Genomic DNA, 18,672 nt, shown 5'->3' with positions numbered 1-18,672 from the left:
GCCCCCCTCAACCGTCGCACCCGCGCACCGCGCGAAGGGTGACGAACACGGGGTCAAGGGGGCCACAGCCCCTCTTGTGGGGGTGCAGGGGGCAAGGCCCCCTGCTCACCGAAGGCGTGCAAACAACCTTTTCGGGTAGGGACACGATATGACCTTAGACGATCTGTTCACCGTCCGGGGCTCGTCGGCCAACGTCGCGAACATCCGCAACCTGAAGGCGATCCAGATCTCCATCGCCGCGCCGGAAAGCATTCGCGAATGGTCGTACGGCGAGGTGAAGAAGCCCGAGACCATCAACTACCGCACCTTCAAGCCCGAGCGGGACGGCCTGTTCTGCGCCAAGATATTCGGGCCCGTGAAGGACTACGAGTGCAACTGCGGCAAGTACAAGCGCATGAAGCACCGTGGCATCGTGTGCGAAAAGTGCGGGGTCGAGGTCATCGCCTCCAAGGTGCGCCGCGAACGCATGGGCCACATCGAACTGGCCGCGCCCGTCGCGCACATCTGGTTCCTGAAGACCCTGCCCTCGAAGATCGGCACCCTGCTCGACATGACCATGGCCGACCTCGAGAAGGTGCTGTACTTCGACTCGTACATCGTGCTCGATCCGGGCAGCACCAACCTCGCCAAGATGCAGGTCATCTCCGAGGACCAGTACCTTCAGGTCATCGACCACTACGGCGAGGACGCCCTTGTCGTTGGCATGGGCGCCGAAGCCGTGCGCAGCCTGCTTGAGGAACTGAACCTCGAGGAACTGCGCGCCATGCTGCGCGAGGAATCGCAGGCCACCAAGTCGCAGACCAAGAAGAAGAAGCTCACCAAGCGCCTGAAGATCGTCGAGGCGTTCCTGGAGTCGGCCAACAAGCCGGAATGGATGGTGATGGAAGTCATCCCCGTCATTCCGCCCGAACTGCGCCCCCTGGTTCCGCTGGACGGCGGCCGCTTCGCCACGTCGGACCTGAACGACCTGTACCGCCGCGTCATCAACCGCAACAACCGCCTCAAGCGGCTGATGGAACTGGGCGCGCCCGACATCATCATCCGCAACGAAAAGCGCATGTTGCAGGAAGCCGTTGACGCCCTGTTCGACAACGGTCGCCGTGGCCGCGCCATCACCGGCACCAACGGCCGCCCGCTGAAGTCGCTGTCGGACATGATCAAGGGCAAGCAGGGCCGCTTCCGCCAGAACCTGCTGGGCAAGCGCGTGGACTACTCTGGCCGTTCGGTCATCGTGGTGGGTCCGAAGCTCAAATTGCACCAGTGCGGCCTGCCCAAGAAGATGGCGCTGGAACTGTTCAAGCCCTTCATCTATTCCGAGCTCGAAAAGAGAGGCCTGGCCTCCACCATCAAGAGCGCCAAGAAGATGGTGGAGCGCGAGGAACTGGTGGTGTGGGACATCCTGGAAGAGGTGGTGCGCGAGTACCCCATCCTGCTCAACCGCGCCCCCACCCTGCACCGTCTGGGCATCCAGGCCTTCGAACCGCTGCTGGTCGAAGGCAAGGCCATCCAGCTGCACCCGCTGGTCTGCTCGGCCTACAACGCCGACTTCGACGGCGACCAGATGGCCGTGCACGTGCCCCTTTCGGTCGAAGCGCAGATCGAATGCCGCGTGCTCATGATGAGCACCAACAACATCCTTTCCCCGGCCAACGGTTCGCCGGTCATCGTGCCCTCGCAGGACATCGTCCTCGGGCTGTACTACATGACCGTGGAGCGTTCGTTCGAAAAGGGCGAAGGCATGGCCTTCTGCGCCCCGTGGGAAGTGGTGGCGGCCTACGATTCCGGCTCCGTCTCGCTGCATGCGCGCGTCAAGGTGCGCATGGAGGACGGCAAGACCGTGGACACCACCCCCGGCCGCATCCTGGTCTGGGAAGTGCTGCCCAAGGGCGTGGACTTCGAGTTCGTCAACTGCACCCTGACCAAGAAGAACATCGCCCGTCTGGTGGGCGCCGCCTACCGTGACGCGGGCACCAAGGCCGCCGTCATCCTGTGCGACCGCCTGAAGGACGTGGGCTACGAATACGCCACGCGCGCGGGCATCACCATCGGCGTGAAGGACCTGCGCATTCCGTCCAAGAAGAAGGCCATGCTCGAAGCCTCGCAGAACGAGGTGGACGACATCGAGCGCCAGTACCGCGACGGCATCATCACCCGTACCGAAAAGTACAACAAGGTGGTGGACGTCTGGACCAAGGCCACCCAGGACATCTCCAACGAGATGACCAAGGAGATCTCGCACGACATCCTCGTGGACCCCAAGACCGGGAAGCAGGAAGTGAACAGCAGCTTCAACCCGATCTTCATGATGTCCACCTCGGGCGCGCGAGGCAACCAGGACCAGATGCGCCAGCTTGCGGGCATGCGCGGCCTGATGGCCAAGCCTTCGGGCGAAATCATCGAAACGCCCATCACCTCGAGCTTCCGCGAAGGCCTCGACGTGTTGCAGTACTTCAACTCCACCCACGGCGCGCGAAAGGGCCTTGCCGACACCGCGCTGAAGACGGCGAACTCGGGTTACCTTACCCGCCGTCTGGTGGACGTGGTGCAGGACGTCATCGTCAGCGAGCTTGACTGCGGCACCGTGGACGGCATCGAGATCGGCCACTTCGTCAAGGGCGGCGACATCAAGGTGCGCCTGGCCGACCGCGTGCTGGGCCGCGTGCTGCTGTACCCCGTGTTCGACCCCGAAACCCGCGAACTGCTGTTCCCCGAAAACACGCTGATCGACGAAAACGTGGCCCAGACCCTGGAAGCCACGGGCATCAGCACGGTGACCATCCGTTCGGCCCTGACCTGCCAGAGCGAGCGCGGCGTGTGCGCCCGCTGCTACGGGCGCGACCTTGCGCGCGGCCACCTCGTCAACATCGGCGAGACCGTGGGCATCATCGCCGCCCAGTCCATCGGCGAACCGGGCACCCAGCTCACCATGCGCACGTTCCACATCGGCGGCACCGCGTCGCGCGAAATCGAACGTTCCAGCATCGTGTCGCAGCACCCGGGCCGCGTGATCCTGTCGCGCGTCAAGGCCGTGCGCAACCGCGACGGCCAGATGATGGTGCTTGGCAAGAGCGGCCAGATCGCCATCGTGGACGAGCAGGGCCGCGAACGTGAAAAGTACATCCTGCCCAACGGTTCCCGCCTGAACGTCGCCGACGGCAGCGAGATCAAGAAGGGCGTCATCCTGGCCGAATGGGACCCGTTCAACGAACCGTTCGTCTCGGAAGTGGAAGGTACGGTCAAGTTCACCGACATCATCGAGGGCAAGACCTACCAGGAAAAGATGGACGACGCGACGCGCATGACCACGCAGTCGATCATCGAATACCGCACCACCAACTTCCGTCCGTCCATCTCCATCTGCGACGAGAACGGCGACCCCAAGATACGCAGCGGCAACCTGCCCGCCACGTACTCTCTGCCCGTCGGCGCGCTGATCATGGTGAAGGCCGGGCAGGAAGTGCAGGCCGGCGACATCATCGCGCGCAAGCCGCGTGAATCGTCCAAGACCAAGGACATCGTGGGTGGTCTGCCCCGCGTGGCCGAGCTGTTCGAAGTGCGCAAGCCCAAGGACATGGCCGTGGTGTCCGAAATCGACGGCACTGTCACCTTTGCCGGTGAAACCAAGGGCAAGCGCAAGCTGGTGGTCACCCCCGAAACGGGCGAGGCCAAGGAATACCTGGTGCCCAAGGGCAAGCACATCACCGTTTCCGACGGCGACTTCGTGGAAGCCGGTGAACTCTTGACCGAAGGCCATCCGGAACTGCACGACATCCTGCGCACCAAGGGCGAGAAGTTCCTGGCCCGCTACCTGGTGGATGAAATCCAGGAAGTGTACCGCTTCCAGGGCGTGGGTATCGACGACAAGCACATCGAAGTCATCGTGCGCCAGATGCTGCGCAAGATCACCGTGCTTGATCCGGGCGGCACCAGCTTCCTGGTGGGCGAACAGGTGGACAAGGGCGAATTCCGTCAGGAAAACTCCCGAGCCATGGGCGAAGGCCGCACCCCGGCCACTGCCGAACCGCTGGTGCTCGGCATCACCCAGGCTTCGCTGACCACCTCGTCGTTCATCTCGGCGGCGTCGTTCCAGGAAACCACCAAGGTGCTGACCGAAGCCTCGCTGCGCGGCAAGATGGACTACCTGCGCGGCCTGAAGGAAAACGTCATCGTGGGTCGCCTGATCCCCGCCGGGACCGGCTACCGCGAATACGTGCACTCCGACATCTCGGTGCCGGAACAGAAGGAACGCCCGGACAAGTTCCTGGAAGACCTGGAAGACAATCCGCTGCTGGTGGATATCTTCTAGGAAGGGCTTGCGCCCCGGAAGTGAAAGAAGAGAAAGAAAAGAAGAAGAAGAGAAAAGACAGGGCCTCCGCTTTCGGGCGGGGGCCCTTTTTTGTTGGTGTGTTTGGGAAGGGGTGGCCCGCCTGATTGCACCCGGCCTCTACGTAGGCAGTTGCGCCCTGTTGAATACCCCTATCTCGCTATGTCTCCGACGGGAGGCAAAAGAGATGTCGCACGCTGTTAGGTGCAGCCTCTACGTAGACAGTCGTGCTTTGTTGAACACGCTCGATCTCGTTATGCCTCCGGCGGGCAAGGGGCCGCTAAGCGGCGACCCCTTGCATCCCCGCGCTCCGGGGGGCGCTGCCCGCGCTGCTATCTTCATCCGTAAGACTCGCGCTTCGCGCTCGCCTAACGGCTGAAGTCCTGGTCCCCCCAGGTTCGTCCCGCACCGCATTCCTTTCGTCGGCAGCTTCCCTCGGCCAAAGCGCCTTCGGGCGATCTGCCGACGGGAACGCGATATGCGCGCGGCTCTCGTTGGCGTGGCGGAGCATAGTTGCCATTATCCACACGCACCATGCGCCGTTTTCCTCACCGTGCAGCTTCCCTGCGGCGCTGGCGCGCCTCCGGGCGATCTGCCCGGCGGAATGCGAATGTGCCCGTGGCTCTCGCTGGTGCGGCCAAACGAGGGTGCCTTTACCCACACCCCCGTTGCGACGCATGTGCCGCCGCCAAGGCCCGGCGTCACACGCTTCTACGCACATAGCTCAGGCAGTGAACAATCGAATTTCCTCACGGTCCCGCCCACCTTCAAGGAAAAAGCACCCTTCACCTCAGCGAGGGAAACCTCCGCGCGGCGATACGCATCCGCAGCCGGAGATCACCGTCGAGGCTTTGCGAGACGGAAGCTCCGGCGACAACGGATGCGCGCCGCAACGAAGGCGGGGGTAAAGGCAACCCCGTGAGATAAAGGCGACGAGAGATGGACGCACATCGCATTCCACCGGGCAGATCACCCGGAGGCGTCTTACGCCGGAGGGAAGCTGCCCGGTGAAGAATGCAGTGCAGGATGACAAGGGGGTCCAGGGGGCGCAGCCCCTTGGAACGCGGGGGTGCAGGGGGTGTTCGTTACAACACCCCCTGCCCGCCGGAGGCATAACGAAATCGAGCGCTACCAACGGGGAAGGACTGTCTTCGTAGAAACCGTGTACAACAAGGCACACCGCCTCCCCCTGCCCGCCGGAGGCATAACGAAATCGAGGGTATTCAACAGGGCACGACCGTCTTCGTAGAAACCGCCCCCCAACAACGCACAACACATCCCCTCCCCATCTTCCCTCCCCCTCCCCGCGCCAGCGCCCCCCCCACCCCAACCACCGTCAGCGTCTTGCCATCATTCCCCGGCTGTGCGAAAACGTGTTGCCTTGAGCGGGCATCCACGACAAGGACACTCAATGCCGCCGCACTCCCAGCTTCGCCGTTCCTGCCTCCAGCCGCACCGGTCCGCGCCGGTCCGGCCTTTCGGTGCTGGCCCCCGGCAGGCATTCGGCACCCTTGCCGCACCGCTGGTTCTGCCAATCCTGCTTGTCCTGCTCGCCCTGTTCCTGCTGCCCGGCGCCACCCCGGCGCAGGCGGCCCCCCCCCGGCAGTTCGTGCTCGACACCTTCGCCATCGAAACCCGCGATGGCACCCTGGTGTTGCGCCTGGGCGTTGGCGTGGACGACCCCGACGGCCTGCGTGACCTGTTGAAGGACGGCGCCGAAATGGAACTGCGCGGCACGGCCACGCTCACCCGGCGCCGGGGCGTGCTGCCCGACGTGACCCTGGCCGAAAAGGCCTTTGCCTGCGTACTGCGGCACGACACCCTGACCCGCGAGTTCGAGCTGCGCCTTGAAGGCCGCGAGGCCCCCTGGCGAGACAAGAACCTTGCCCGCCTGTTGGAAGGCACCTGGAAGCGCCTGGTGCTGCCGCTGGCCCCCATCGCCGGGCTGGAAAAGGGCGAGCCGCACCGGGTTTCGCTGGCCCTGTCCCTGCGCCATACCGACGTGCCGCCCTGGCTTTCGCGCACCCTGTTCTTCTGGTCCTGGGAAGTCGTGCCCGACGCGACCTTCACACAGGACTTCACCTACTGACCCCCCGCCTCCCCATGGCCCGCCACACCGTAACGCCCGACCAGCCCTCCGGCCGCCCGCCAGACGGGCAGCCGAACGGTCAGCCGAACGGACACAGTCCCGGCGGCCCCCCGGTCTCGCCTGATCCGCCTGATCAGCCTGATCAGCGCGATCCGCGTGAACCGCACGATCCGCACAACTCCCCTGACTTTCCGCGCGTCATCCGGGTGAACCCGGCAGATTCGCGTGAACGCAAGCGCCGCCAGCGCGAAATTTACGGGGCGGCGGGCGTGCTGCTAGCCATGCTGGTGGCCACCTGGATCGAACTGAACCTGTTCGGCGTGGATTCCTACATCTTCCTGGTTTTGCTGAACATCAACTTCATCCTGCTGTTGGTGGTGCTGTTCATCGTGCTGCGCAACGGGGTGAAGCTGATCCTCGAACGCCGCCGCCGGGTGTTCGGGTCGCACCTGCGCACCCGCCTGGTGCTGGCCTTCATGGCGCTGTCGCTGGTGCCCACGGTGATCATGTTCCTTGCCTCCAACCGGGTGGTGGGCACTTCGGTGGACTACTGGTTCAACAACCAGGTGGAAATCTCGCTGGACAGCGCCCTGGACGTGGGGCGCAGCTTCTATACCGCCTCCGCCGACCGGTTGCGCGCGCGCAGCGAATCCATCGTGGCGGAAATAACCGACCGCCATCTGACCTGGGGCGGCCCGGCCATGGATGCCCTGCTGGAGCGCAAGCGCAAGGAATACGGCCTGTCGCTGGCCGGGGTCGTCACCCCCAGCCAGGTGGAACAGAACTGGCACGCCCCGCCAGACCTCAGCCCCACCTGGAAGGAGGCCCGGCGCAGGATCGCCTGGGACCAGGCAGCGGCACAGCGTTACGTGTCGCTGCTGTGGAAGGGTGAGAGCGCCGACTATGTCTTTGGCGTGCTGGCCGTGGACGCGGGGCGCACCGGCTATCTGGTGGTGGGGGAATCCATCGGCGAAGGGGTGATGCTGAAGCTTGAGCGCATCGCCCAGGGCTTCGACGACTACAAGAAGCTGAAAACGCTGAAACGCCCGCTAAAGGTTTCGTTCCTGTTCATCCTTGCGGTGCTCAGCGTGCTGATCATCCTGGGGGCCATCTGGTTCGGCTTCCGGCTGTCCAAGGAACTCACAGCGCCCATCCTGGCCCTGGCCGAAGGGACGGAGCGCATCGCCCGGGGCGACCTGTCCTTCCGGCTGGAAGACGCGTCCACCGACGAACTGGGGCTGCTGGTGCGCTCGTTCAACCGCATGGCCGAAGACCTGTCCGTCAGCCGCACCCGGCTCACCGACGTCAACGAAATGCTGGCCCTGCAGAACGTGGAGATTGGCGAGCGCAGCCGGTACATCGCCACCGTGCTCGACAACATCGCGGCGGGGGTGGTCTCTTTCGGACCGGACGACCGGGTGGCCACCATCAACGCCGCCGCCTGCGCCATGTTCGGGGTGGAGCCGGGTTCCATCGTGGGCCGCGACCCGCGCGAATTCCTTTCCGCCGAAGACGCGGCCATGAACCGCGAAATGCTGGACGAGGTGCGCGCCCGGCCCGGTCGCCGCTGGCAGCGCCAGGTGGAATACGGCAAGGGTGACCGCGCCCTGAAGCTGCTGCTCACCTCTGTCAGTCTCACCACGCCCGAGGGCGAGTACCGGGGCGCGGTGGCCGTGTTCGAGGACATCACCGAGCTTGAGCGCATGCAGCGCATGGCCGCCTGGCGCGAGGTGGCGCGGCGCATCGCCCACGAGATCAAGAACCCGCTCACCCCCATCAAGCTTTCGGCCCAGCGGCTGGAACGAAAGTTCGCCGGTGCCGTGGGCGACCCCGTGTTCGGCCAGTGCACCGACCTCATCGTGCGCCAGGTGGAACACCTGCAACAGATGGTGGAAGAATTCTCCGCCTTCGCCAAACTGCCGGAGGTAACCCCCCGGCCCGGCAACCTCACCCCGCTGCTGGAGGAACTGACCGCCCTGTTCCGCAACAGCCACAGCAACATCGTGTGGACGCTGGACATTCCCGCGCCGCTGCCGGTGCTGCCCATGGACCAGGAAGCGCTGCACCGGGCCTTCCTGAACATCCTGACCAACGCGGCGGAAGTGCTGCAAGGCCGCACAGACGGCGCGGTTACCATCACCGCCGTGCACAACACGGCCCTGAACCTGGTGCGGGTGGACGTGGCCGACAACGGCCCCGGCCTGACGCCGGAAGAACGATCGCGCCTGTTCGAACCCTACTTTTCGCGCAAGAAGGGCGGCACGGGCCTTGGGCTGACTATCGTGAAGTCCGTGGTGTCGGACCACCGCGGCTACGTGCGCGCCCATGCCGTCCCGCGCACGCCCGATGCACTGGTCATGCCCGATGCACCGGTCGCGCCCGATGCACCGGTCGCACTGGTCGCGCCGGTCACGCCGGTCACGCCGGACGGGCCAAACGGACCAGACAGGCCGCACGGGCCAGACGGGCCGCACACGCTGCGCCCCTCACGCACTCCCGGCCCCACCGCCTCCACGGGCACCGTTGTCACCGTCGAGCTTCCTGTGGCATAAGAGAACGTATACCAGTGCACCGCGCGCCGCGCACGGTGCGCGGTCGCGGCCCCTTTCCTCGCCCACTGCGGCACACGCCACGGAGTTTCCGCATGCACGTCGCCATCCTTGGCGGTACGGGTTTCATCGGTTCTGCCCTCGCTCGCGCCTTGCTGGCCCGGGGCGATATGGTCACCGTTTTGTCGCGCGCGCCGCGCCCCGCCCCCGCGCCGGGTGTCGTCCCTGCGCAGGGCGTCGTCCAAGCCGCATGGAACGGGCGCGACCCGGAATCCCTGGCCCGCCTGCTGGAGGGCACGCAGGCGGTGGTCAATCTGCTGGGCGAAAACATCGCCGGCGGCCGCTGGACGCCGCAGCGCAAGACGCGCATCGTGGACAGCCGCGTAGCCGCCGGGCAGGCCGTGGCTGCGGCGCTGGGCGCCATGAACGGCGCGGAGCTTCCGGCGGTGCCTCCGACGGTGCCTCCGACGGTGCTGGTACAGGCGTCGGCTGTGGGCTATTATGGTGCCTGGTCCGACATGGCCGCCGCCCCCCTCTGTGCTGAAGGCGACCCGCCGGGCACCGGATTTCTGGCGGAAACCTGCGCCCGCTGGGAGGCGTCGTCCGCTCCGGCGCAAGCCATGGGCGTGCGCCGCTGCATCATTCGCAGCGGCGTGGTGCTGGGGGCCGGGGGCGCGCTGGCGCGCATGCTGCCCGCGTTCCGGGCCTGGCTGGGCGGTCCGCTGGGCAGCGGCAGGCAGCCGTTCCCGTGGATACACCTGGCGGACGAGGTGGGGGCCATCCTGCACCTGCTGGATACCCCGTCATGCTCCGGCCCGTACAACCTTGCCGCGCCGCAGGCCGTGGACAACGCCGGATTCACGGCGGAACTGAACCGCGCCGTGGGGCGCCCGGCCTGGCTGCCCGCGCCGCCCGTGCCCGCCTTTGCCCTGCGTCTGGCCCTGGGTGAACTGGCGGAAGAGGCCCTGCTGGCCGGGCAGGTGACTCCGCCGGGCCGTCTGGCCGATTCCGGCTACACGTTCCGCTTCCCCGCCTTGCGCGCGGCGCTGGCGGACCTGCTGGCCGCCTGACGCATACCGCGCCCGAAATTCTCCCGGCGCCCAACACGACATCCCACAGCTCCGGAGCGGGCATGGCATACTGCAAGATACTGCTGGTCGAGGACGAGGCCGTTTCGGCGCTGGACATGCGCCGCAGGCTGCGCTCGCTCGGCTATGGCGAACCGATGCTGGCCACCAGCGGAGAACAGGCCGTGGCCGCGGCCCGCAACGAAAAGCCCGACCTCGTGCTGATGGACATCGTGCTCGGCGAGGGCATGGACGGCATCGATGCCGCCGGACGCATCCTGGGCATCCACCCCGTGCCCGTCATCTACATGACCGCGCACGAGGATCCGGAAACCCTGCAACGCGCCAAGATCACCGAGCCGTTCGGCTACCTGCTGAAGCCCTTCGAGGACCGCGACCTGCGCACGTCCATCGAGATGGCACTGTACAAGCACCAGGTGGATCACGAAACCCGGCGCAAGGAACGCTGGTTCGCCACCACCCTGCGCTCCATCGCCGACGCGGTGCTCACCGTGGACCGCCATGGCCGCATCACCTACATCAACGCCAGTGCCGAGGCCATGACCGGCGCCGACCACCACACCTGCATCGACCGCCATTTCGCGGAGCACGTGGACATCCGGCCCGGCGTTCACGGCCACAGCCTGCAAGATCCCAACGATCTGCTGGCCCCGCCCCAGCCCGGGGGCATGGGCACTTCCCTGTCCGGCGCCGTTCCGTCCGTTTCCATGGGCGCAACCGCCCCTGCCGCTCACGCGGGGCCCACGGCCATGACCGAAGCCTTCGTGCACGGTCCCGACGGTCGCGCGCATCCCATCGAAATGAGCGCCTCGTCCCTGGCCGACCCGGACGGTCGCAGGGTGGGCACGGTGCTGGTGTTCCGCGACATCACAGAGCGCCGCCAGTCCGAAGCGGCCCTGCGCCGCAGCGTGGAGGATTTGCGCCGCACCCTGCGCCAGACCGTTTCCGCCCTGGCCACCGCCTCTGAAAAGCGCGACCCGTACACGGCGGGCCATCAGGCTCGCGTGGCGGAACTGGCCCACGCCATGGCCGTGCGGCTGGGACTTTCCGGCGAACGGCTGGAAGGGCTGCGCGTGGCGGGCATGCTGCATGACATCGGAAAAATTCACATCCCTGCGGAAATACTGGCCAAGCCTACCCGCCTGTCCGACCTGGAAATGGGCATCATGCGCACCCACAGCCAGGTGGGCTACGACATCCTGAAAGAAATCGAGTTTCCCTGGCCGGTGGCCCAGATCGTGCTGCAACACCACGAACGGCTGGACGGCACCGGCTACCCCAACGCCCTTTCCGGCGACGACGTCCTGCCCGAGGCGCGTATCCTGGCCGTGGCCGACGTGGTGGAGGCCATGTCCTCGCACCGGCCCTACCGCGCCTCGCTGGGGCTGGGCCCGGCCCTGGCGGAGATTGCCGCCGGGCGCGGCACGCGGTACGACCGCAACGTGGTGGACGTGTGCGTCAGCCTGTTCCACGACGGCTTCATCCTTTCCTGACCACCCCCTTCGCACCCGCAACCGGACATACCATGCACGCCCGCATCCTGATCATCGACGACGAAGACGGCATCCGCTTCTCCCTGCGCGGCATTCTCGAGGACGAAGGCTTCGAGGTGCTTGAGGCACCCAGCGGCGAGGACGGCCTGGCCCTGCTGGCGCGCGAGACGCCCGACCTGGTGTTCCTGGACATCTGGATGCCCGGCATGGACGGACTGGCCGTGCTGGACCAGCTGCACGCCCAGCGCCCCGACCTGCCGGTGATCATGATCTCCGGCCACGGCACCATCGAAACGGCGGTCAACGCCATCCGCAAGGGCGCGCACGACTTCATCGAAAAGCCCCTCTCGCTGGAAAAGGTGCTCATCGCCGCCCAGCGCGCCCTGGAATACGGCGACCTGCGCCGAGAGAACGAGGCCCTGCGCGACAGCCTGCCCACGGCCCACGCCGACGAGATGAACGGTCGCTCGCCGGTGATGGAGACCCTGCGCGGCCAGATCGCGCGGGTGGCCCCCACCGACGCATGGGTGCTGATCACCGGAGAAAACGGCACCGGCAAGGAACTGGCGGCGCGGGCCATCCACGCGGGCAGCCGCCGAGCCGACCGGCCTCTGGTGGCCGTGAACTGCGCGGCCATTCCGGAAGAGCTCATCGAAAGCGAACTGTTCGGGCATGAAAAGGGCGCCTTCACCGGGGCGGATTCGGCCAAGGCGGGCAAGTTCGAAATGGCCCACAAGGGCACGCTGTTCCTGGACGAAATCGGCGACATGAGCCTGAAGACCCAGGCCAAGATACTGCGCATATTGCAGGAACAGCAGTTCGAACGGGTGGGCGGCCACCGCACCATGCGCGTGGACGTGCGCGTGATCGCCGCCACCAACAAGAACCTGGAGGACGAGATCGCCGCCGGCACCTTCCGCGAGGACCTGTACTACCGGCTGCGGGTGTTCCCGCTGGTGCTGCCCCCCCTGCGCGAACGCGAGGGCGACGTGCCCCTGCTCATCGAGCTGTTCGCGCAGCGTCTGGCCCGCGACTACGGCGTGCGCCCGGCCACCTTCGCCCCCGACGCGCAGGAAGCGCTGGCGCGCTACCCGTGGCCCGGCAACGTGCGCGAACTGCGCAACTTCGTGGAACGCATGCTCATCCTGCATGCGGGTCTGGAGGTGACGCGGTCCATGCTGCCGCCGGAATTCCTGCCCCGGTCCGGCGCAGGCATGAACGGCAGTGCGGGGGCGGCAACGGCGGCGGGCGGCAGGGCCGCGTCCGGCACCGGAGCAACCACCGGCCAGGGGGGCGACCCGCTTCCGGACCACCTGCCCGACATGGCCGCGCTGCTGGCCCCCGGCATGGACCTGAAGGCCGCCCGCGCCGCCTTCGAGGCGCAATACCTGGCCGCGCGGCTTGCGGAGTGCGGCGGCAACGTCACCCGGCTGGCCGAGGCCGTGGGCATCGAGCGCAGCCATCTGTACCGCAAGCTGAAGGGGTACAACATCCAGACGACCGACTGACCGGCTGCCAGCCGACAGGCCACCGACTGGCCGCCGACTGGCCGCCGACTGGCCGGGCGCCCGGCACGGGCACGGGCGCCGATCGCAAATGGCGCCCCAGTGGGCCGACGGGAGGCAACATGCATACGCTGGTACTTCTGCGTCACGGGCAAAGCGCGTGGAATCTGGAAAACCGCTTCACCGGCTGGACCGACGTGGACCTTTCGCCCGAGGGCGAACAGGAGGCGCGCGACGCCGCCCGCCTGCTGGCGGACGAGGGACTGACCTTCGACGTCTGCCATACCTCGGTGCTTACCCGGGCCATCCGCACCCTGTACATCGTGCAGCACGAAATGGGGCTGTCCTGGCTGCCGGTGCACAAGCACTGGCGGCTCAACGAACGCCACTACGGCGGCCTGCAAGGGCTGGACAAGGCGGAGACCGCCGCCCGCTTCGGCGAAGAACAGGTGTTCGAATGGCGGCGCAGCTACGACACCCCGCCCCCGCCCCTGCCCGCCGACGATCCGCGCAGCCCCGCCGGGGATGCCCGCTACGCGGGCCTTGCGCCCGACGTGCTGCCCGCCAGCGAAAGCCTGAAGGAAACCGTGGCCCGCGTGCTGCCCTACTGGCACGACGTCATCGCGCCGCAGGTGCTGGCCGGACAGCGGGTGCTGGTGGCGGCCCACGGCAACAGCCTGCGCGCCCTGGTCATGCATCTGGACGGCATGACCCCGGAAGCCGTCACCAGGCTGAACATCCCCACCGGGCTGCCGCTGGTCTACACCCTGGACGGCACGCTGCGCCCGTTGGGACACCGTTACCTTGGCGATCCTGCCGTGGCCGAGGCCAAGGCAAAGGCCGTGGCGGCGCAGGGCGCGGCCCGGAAATAGCTGGCGGCGCCGCTGCCCAGGCAGCGCAGGAGGGACACCCGCAGGCTCCGTGGCCACGCGCAGGAGAGCGAACACGCACGGCTCGCCACGCCCTGCGGACCGTGATACGATTACGGGCGGGGCAGTCTGCGCAAAATGCTCCGAGCAACGCAGTTGCCGCTTGTCCAGGCATGCCCGCCCTGACGTACCAAGGCGGATCAGGCGCTGCCTGTCCAGGCGAGTCAGCGTTGCCTGCCCAGGAGGGTCAGCCGTGACCTTACCCAGGCGGGCCAGGCGCTGCTGCATTGACAAGCCCGGAACGCATACCTAACGTTGCAGCCCGTGCCCGGCACGGGCAACACACTCACAGGCCTGCGACCTCTGCGGGGGGGAAGCGTGCCGCAAGGAGCAAGCATGGCGAGCAACATCAACCTCAAGCTCAAGCAGAAGCAGTACGAAAGTACCGTTGTCGAATTCATCAACGAAAAGAAAGGGTACTTTCTTGTCGTGAGCGACGACCAGAATTTCATTTCGCTGCTGCGCAACACGGTTTCCAAGCATCTCGCCATCGCCACGGACGCTCTTTCGGTGGTCACCAACACCGATTACATCATCAAGTCCATCCGCGACGTCTCCATGCGCAAGAAGAACGTGCTGGTGTTCATGGAGCGCATGCTGGAAGGGCGCGACACCGGCATTCTGGTCCGGCAGGTCAAGAACGCCTACTCGGACGTGAAGATCATCATCCTCACCGGCGAGACGGAACGGCAGCGCCTGGTGCTGCTGCACGAAATCGGCGCGGACAACTTCATCAGCAAGCCCATTTCGGTGAACACGCTGATCGAAAAGATCGCCTTCACCATCAAGCCGCAGGGCAAGCTGGGCCAGCTCATCGACACGGCGCGGGCCATGGTGCAGCAGGGCTCGCACGAAAGCGCCCTGAAGGTCTGCCGCAAGATACTGGAACTGAAGCCGAACAGCGCCGCAGGACTGCTGGTTATGGGCGATGCCTACCAGGCTCTGGGCAAGATGGACCGTGCCCGCGAATGCTTCGAAGAGGCCAGCCGCAACGCCGACCTGTATCTGGAGCCCCTGAAGAAGCTGGCCGACCTGAACAAGCAGATCGGCGACAACGAGGCCCAGTTGGGCTACCTGGAAAAGCTGGACCGCCTCTCGCCCCTCAACGTGGAGCGCAAGGTGGACATGGGCGAAATCCACGTGGAGATGGGCAACCAGGAAAAGGCCGAAGAGCTCTTCGAACTGGCCGTCACCCAGGCCACGCGCGAGGCCATGGCCTACATCGGCGACATTTCCGAACGCATCGCCACCATCTACAGCGAACGCGACCCCGAACGGGCCGAACGCTTCCTGCGCAAGGCGCTGGACGCCAAGGGCGACATGCTGGACCGTGGCGACCTGGGCACCTTCAACCGCCTGGGCATCGCCCTGCGCAAGCAGGGCAAGTGGCGCGATGCCACCATCGAATACCAGAAGGCCCTGCGCATCGCGCCGGACGATGAAAACCTGTACTACAACATGTCCATGGCCTTCGCCGAAGGCAAGGAATTCCGCGATGCGCGGTCCAACATGCTGAAGGCCATGGCCATCAACCCCGACCTGCCCCGGCGCGACAAGACCATTGCCTTCAACATGGGCCTTGTGTTCATGCGGGCGGGCGGGCGCGACTACGCCGAACGCTGCCTGCAGGTGGCGCTGGAACTGGACCCGGATTTCGACCTCGCGCGCCAGGCTCTGGAACGATTGGGGCAATCATCCTGATGCATTGCCGATCATTCCCCAGATCGACCCATGGATCGATCTGCCGATTTCGGGGGGCCTGCGCGGGCCCCCCTTTTTTGCGTGTTGCAATCCGGACTGTTTTTCCATATGCTGATATCCTGATGTAATGAAACGGCGCTCGCGCCACCAACGGAGGATAGCAAGATGGCGAGTTTCAAGGTGAACAAGACGATCGCGGAAATCAACGAACGCATTCGCCAGGGCAAGGCCGTGGTGCTGAATGCCGAGGAGATGACCGAGGCCGTCCGTCGAATGGGCAAGGAAAAGGCCGCCCGCGAAATCGACGTCGTCACCACCGGAACCTTCTCGCCGATGTGCTCCTCCGGGCTGCTCTTCAACATCGGCCAGCAGGATCCGCCCACCCTCAAGACCGCCAAGGTCTGGATGAACGACGTGCCCGCCTACGCGGGGCTTGCCGCCGTGGATTCCTACCTGGGCGCCACCGAACCCACCGAGGACGACCCCCTGAACAAGGTCTATCCCGGTCGGTTCAAGTACGGCGGCGGGCACGTCATCGAAGACCTGGTGCGCGGCAAGGCCGTGCACCTGCGGGCAGAGGCCTACGGCACCGACTGCTACCCGCGCAAATCGCTGGACAAGAAGATCACCCTGTCCGAGCTGCCCTATGCGCACCTGCTGAACCCGCGCAACTGCTACCAGAACTACAACGCGGCCGTGAACCTGACGAGCCGCATCATCTACACGTACATGGGCCCGCTGAAGCCCAACCTGCGCAACGTCAATTTCGCCACGGCGGGCCGCATCTCGCCGCTGTTCAACGACCCGCTGTTCCGCACCATCGGGCTTGGCACCCGGATATTCCTGGGCGGCGGCACGGGGTACGTCCTTGGGGCGGGCACGCAGCACGTGGCGGCGCCCAAGCGCACCGAACGCGGCCTGCCGCTTTCCCCGGCGGGCACCCTGATGCTGAAGGGCGACCTGAAGGGCATGAACGCGCGCTACCTGCGCGGCCTGTCCTTCCTGGGCTACGGCTGCTCGCTGGCGGTGGGCGTGGGCATTCCCATCCCCATCCTGAACGAGGAAATCGCCTGGTTCACCGGCGTGGACGACAGCGACATCCAGATGCCGGTCAAGGACTACGGACACGACTACCCCAACTGCCTGCCGCGGGTCATCCAGCACGTGACCTACGAAGACCTGAAGAGCGGCGAAGTGGAAATCATGGGCAAGAAGGTGGAAACCGTGCCCATGACCAGCTACCCGCTGTCGCTGGAAGTGGCCAACACGCTGAAGTCGTGGATCGAAAAGGGCGAATTCCTGCTTACCGAGCCGGTGGAACTGCTGCCCTCGGCATAAGGATTTCCCGCCTGACCACGCACACGGACTGAAAACCCCGCCGGGCGCGCAGACAACGCGCACCCGGCGGGGTTCGTTTTGGGTATGGCGGGGTGTGCTTCGGATCTTTCGCACGTTGCCCAATCCCATTTCCAAAGGCACCCCTTGCCGACCAGCATGGAGGACACTACCTTCCTGCTGCTGCTTTTCTGCTACCCAAAGAGCAAAAAACCAGCCCAGTGCATGCACCGCTGATTTTTCCCCATCTGGGGCTGCCTTTTTACCTTATACTCCGCGCCGGCTTCCGGCGCGGATGGCTGGTGCGGGCATGTTGCAAGAAATTACGTTTTTTGTGGCCGGGCAAGGCGGATTGACATTTTTGAGCGCAACGTACTCCTGTACGTGAGCATCAAAAATACCAAGCCAACGCCGCCCGGACGCAAAAGGCGAATTTTGACGGCAACATGCCCGCGTACCTCCAGGCCCCCATGCCACACCATATGAGTTCCACAGACCCCACTGCCCAGCCCAGTGCCCTGCCCCCTGCCCTGCCCCCTGCCCTGCTTGATTTGCTGACCACCATGCCGGAACTGGCGGTGGCCCTTTCCGGCGGGCTGGACAGCCGCTTCCTGACCCACGCCGCCCTGCTGGCAGGCTGCCGCGTCACCGCCCTGCACATCACCGGCCCGCACATGCCCCCCCGCGAAACGGCAGAAGCCCGCCGCTGGGCCACCGCGCGCGGGGCCACCTTCACCACCGTGCCGCTGGACCCGCTGACCATCCCGGCCATCGCGGCGGGCGACCGCGACCGCTGCTACCACTGCAAGCACGCCGCCTTCACAGCCCTGCTGGCCACGGCAGCCCCCCTGCCCCTGTGCGACGGCACCAATGCCGACGACCTGACCGCCTACCGCCCCGGCCTGCGCGCCCTGCGCGAACTGGGCATCCGTTCGCCGCTGGCCGAGGCGGGCCTTGCCAAGGCCGACATCCGCGCCCTGGCGGCGCGCACCGGCATGGACAGGCCGAACCAGGCGGCCCGCCCCTGCCTGCTCACCCGGCTGGCCTACGGCATGCGGCCCGACGCCGCCACCTTGGCCCGCCTTGCCGCCGCGGAAGAGGAACTGGAAGACCTCGGCCTGTGGGACTTTCGCCTGCGGCTTGCGCCGGGTGCCCCGCCCTGCCTGCAACTGGGCCCGGCGCACGCAATGCCGCAAGCCGCCACGGCAGGAACCACGGCGGCAGGCACCACGCCCGCGAACTTCGCACTCCCCCCGCCGGATGCCCTGCACCGGATACTGGCCCGACACGGCTTCGTCGATGCCGCCATCGAGGCGGACGGCCCGGTAAGCGGCTATTTCGACCGCTGACCCCGGCGCGCTGCCGGCCTGCCCGATTCGACTGATTCGACCTGTTCGACCGGTTCGGCCGGTTCGACCGGTTCGACCGGTTCGCCTTGTCCGTCCGGTGAAGCTGCCCGGCTCACTCAGTTGGCCCGCCTCGTCCGGCTGGCCCGGCGGAATCGACTGATCCGGCTTCCACCCCGCCTTCCCCTGTCACGCAGCACTGGACAAAACCTGTGGTTCGCGATAGGTGGTCCCTCTTATCTCACGCGATTTCACGGAGGAGTCCCCCATGGCCCACAAGAAGATCGAACGCAAGAAAGAACTGGACCGTCGC

10 protein-coding genes are annotated in these 18,672 nt (G+C 66.1%); all 10 read left to right on the top strand.

Annotated features, from left to right (window positions below; translation table 11 throughout):
* Positions 1–148: 148 nt before the first annotated feature.
* The 10 genes from rpoC (at position 149) to K6142_RS10065 (ending at position 18,362) form a co-directional block, all read left to right on the top strand.
* On the top strand, positions 149–4,306 hold the full coding sequence (rpoC, locus tag K6142_RS10110; RefSeq protein WP_190244788.1) for a DNA-directed RNA polymerase subunit beta': 4,158 nt from the start codon (positions 149–151) through the stop codon (positions 4,304–4,306).
* 1,429 nt (positions 4,307–5,735) lie between these two features.
* Positions 5,736–6,413, top strand: coding sequence for a DUF4390 domain-containing protein (locus K6142_RS10105; protein WP_190244789.1), 678 nt, complete (start codon positions 5,736–5,738; stop codon positions 6,411–6,413).
* A 14-nt stretch (positions 6,414–6,427) separates the two neighbouring features.
* Entirely contained in the window at positions 6,428–8,965 is a 2,538-nt protein-coding gene (locus K6142_RS10100; RefSeq protein ID WP_190244790.1) for an ATP-binding protein, read from the top strand.
* Positions 8,966–9,057: 92 nt separating this feature from the next.
* Entirely contained in the window at positions 9,058–10,032 is a 975-nt protein-coding gene (locus K6142_RS10095) for a TIGR01777 family oxidoreductase (protein WP_190244791.1), read from the top strand.
* A gap of 62 nt (positions 10,033–10,094) precedes the next feature.
* A complete protein-coding gene (locus K6142_RS10090; RefSeq protein ID WP_190244792.1) occupies positions 10,095–11,543 on the top strand; it encodes an HD domain-containing phosphohydrolase in 1,449 nt (482 codons plus the stop codon).
* A 32-nt stretch (positions 11,544–11,575) separates the two neighbouring features.
* Entirely contained in the window at positions 11,576–13,051 is a 1,476-nt protein-coding gene (locus K6142_RS10085) for a sigma-54-dependent transcriptional regulator (RefSeq protein WP_190244793.1), read from the top strand.
* Between the two features lie 119 nt (positions 13,052–13,170).
* Positions 13,171–13,920, top strand: coding sequence for a 2,3-diphosphoglycerate-dependent phosphoglycerate mutase (gpmA, locus tag K6142_RS10080; RefSeq protein ID WP_190244794.1), 750 nt, complete (start codon positions 13,171–13,173; stop codon positions 13,918–13,920).
* 393 nt (positions 13,921–14,313) lie between these two features.
* Positions 14,314–15,678 (top strand): tetratricopeptide repeat protein, encoded by a 1,365-nt coding sequence (locus tag K6142_RS10075; RefSeq protein WP_190244795.1) that lies wholly within the window; start codon positions 14,314–14,316, stop codon positions 15,676–15,678.
* 165 nt (positions 15,679–15,843) lie between these two features.
* The gene (locus K6142_RS10070; protein WP_012612593.1) at positions 15,844–17,016 is read left to right on the top strand and encodes a homocysteine biosynthesis protein; all 1,173 of its coding nucleotides are present in this window, start codon (positions 15,844–15,846) and stop codon (positions 17,014–17,016) included.
* 467 nt (positions 17,017–17,483) lie between these two features.
* A complete protein-coding gene (locus K6142_RS10065; protein WP_223290337.1) occupies positions 17,484–18,362 on the top strand; it encodes an ATP-dependent sacrificial sulfur transferase LarE in 879 nt (292 codons plus the stop codon).
* The last annotated feature ends 310 nt before the right edge of the window (positions 18,363–18,672 follow it).

The organism is Nitratidesulfovibrio sp. SRB-5 (assembly GCF_019931275.1).
Taxonomy (GTDB): domain Bacteria; phylum Desulfobacterota; class Desulfovibrionia; order Desulfovibrionales; family Desulfovibrionaceae; genus Cupidesulfovibrio.
The sequence above is the reverse complement of the archived record's forward strand: the minus strand, read 5'-3'. Positions and strand labels throughout refer to the sequence as shown.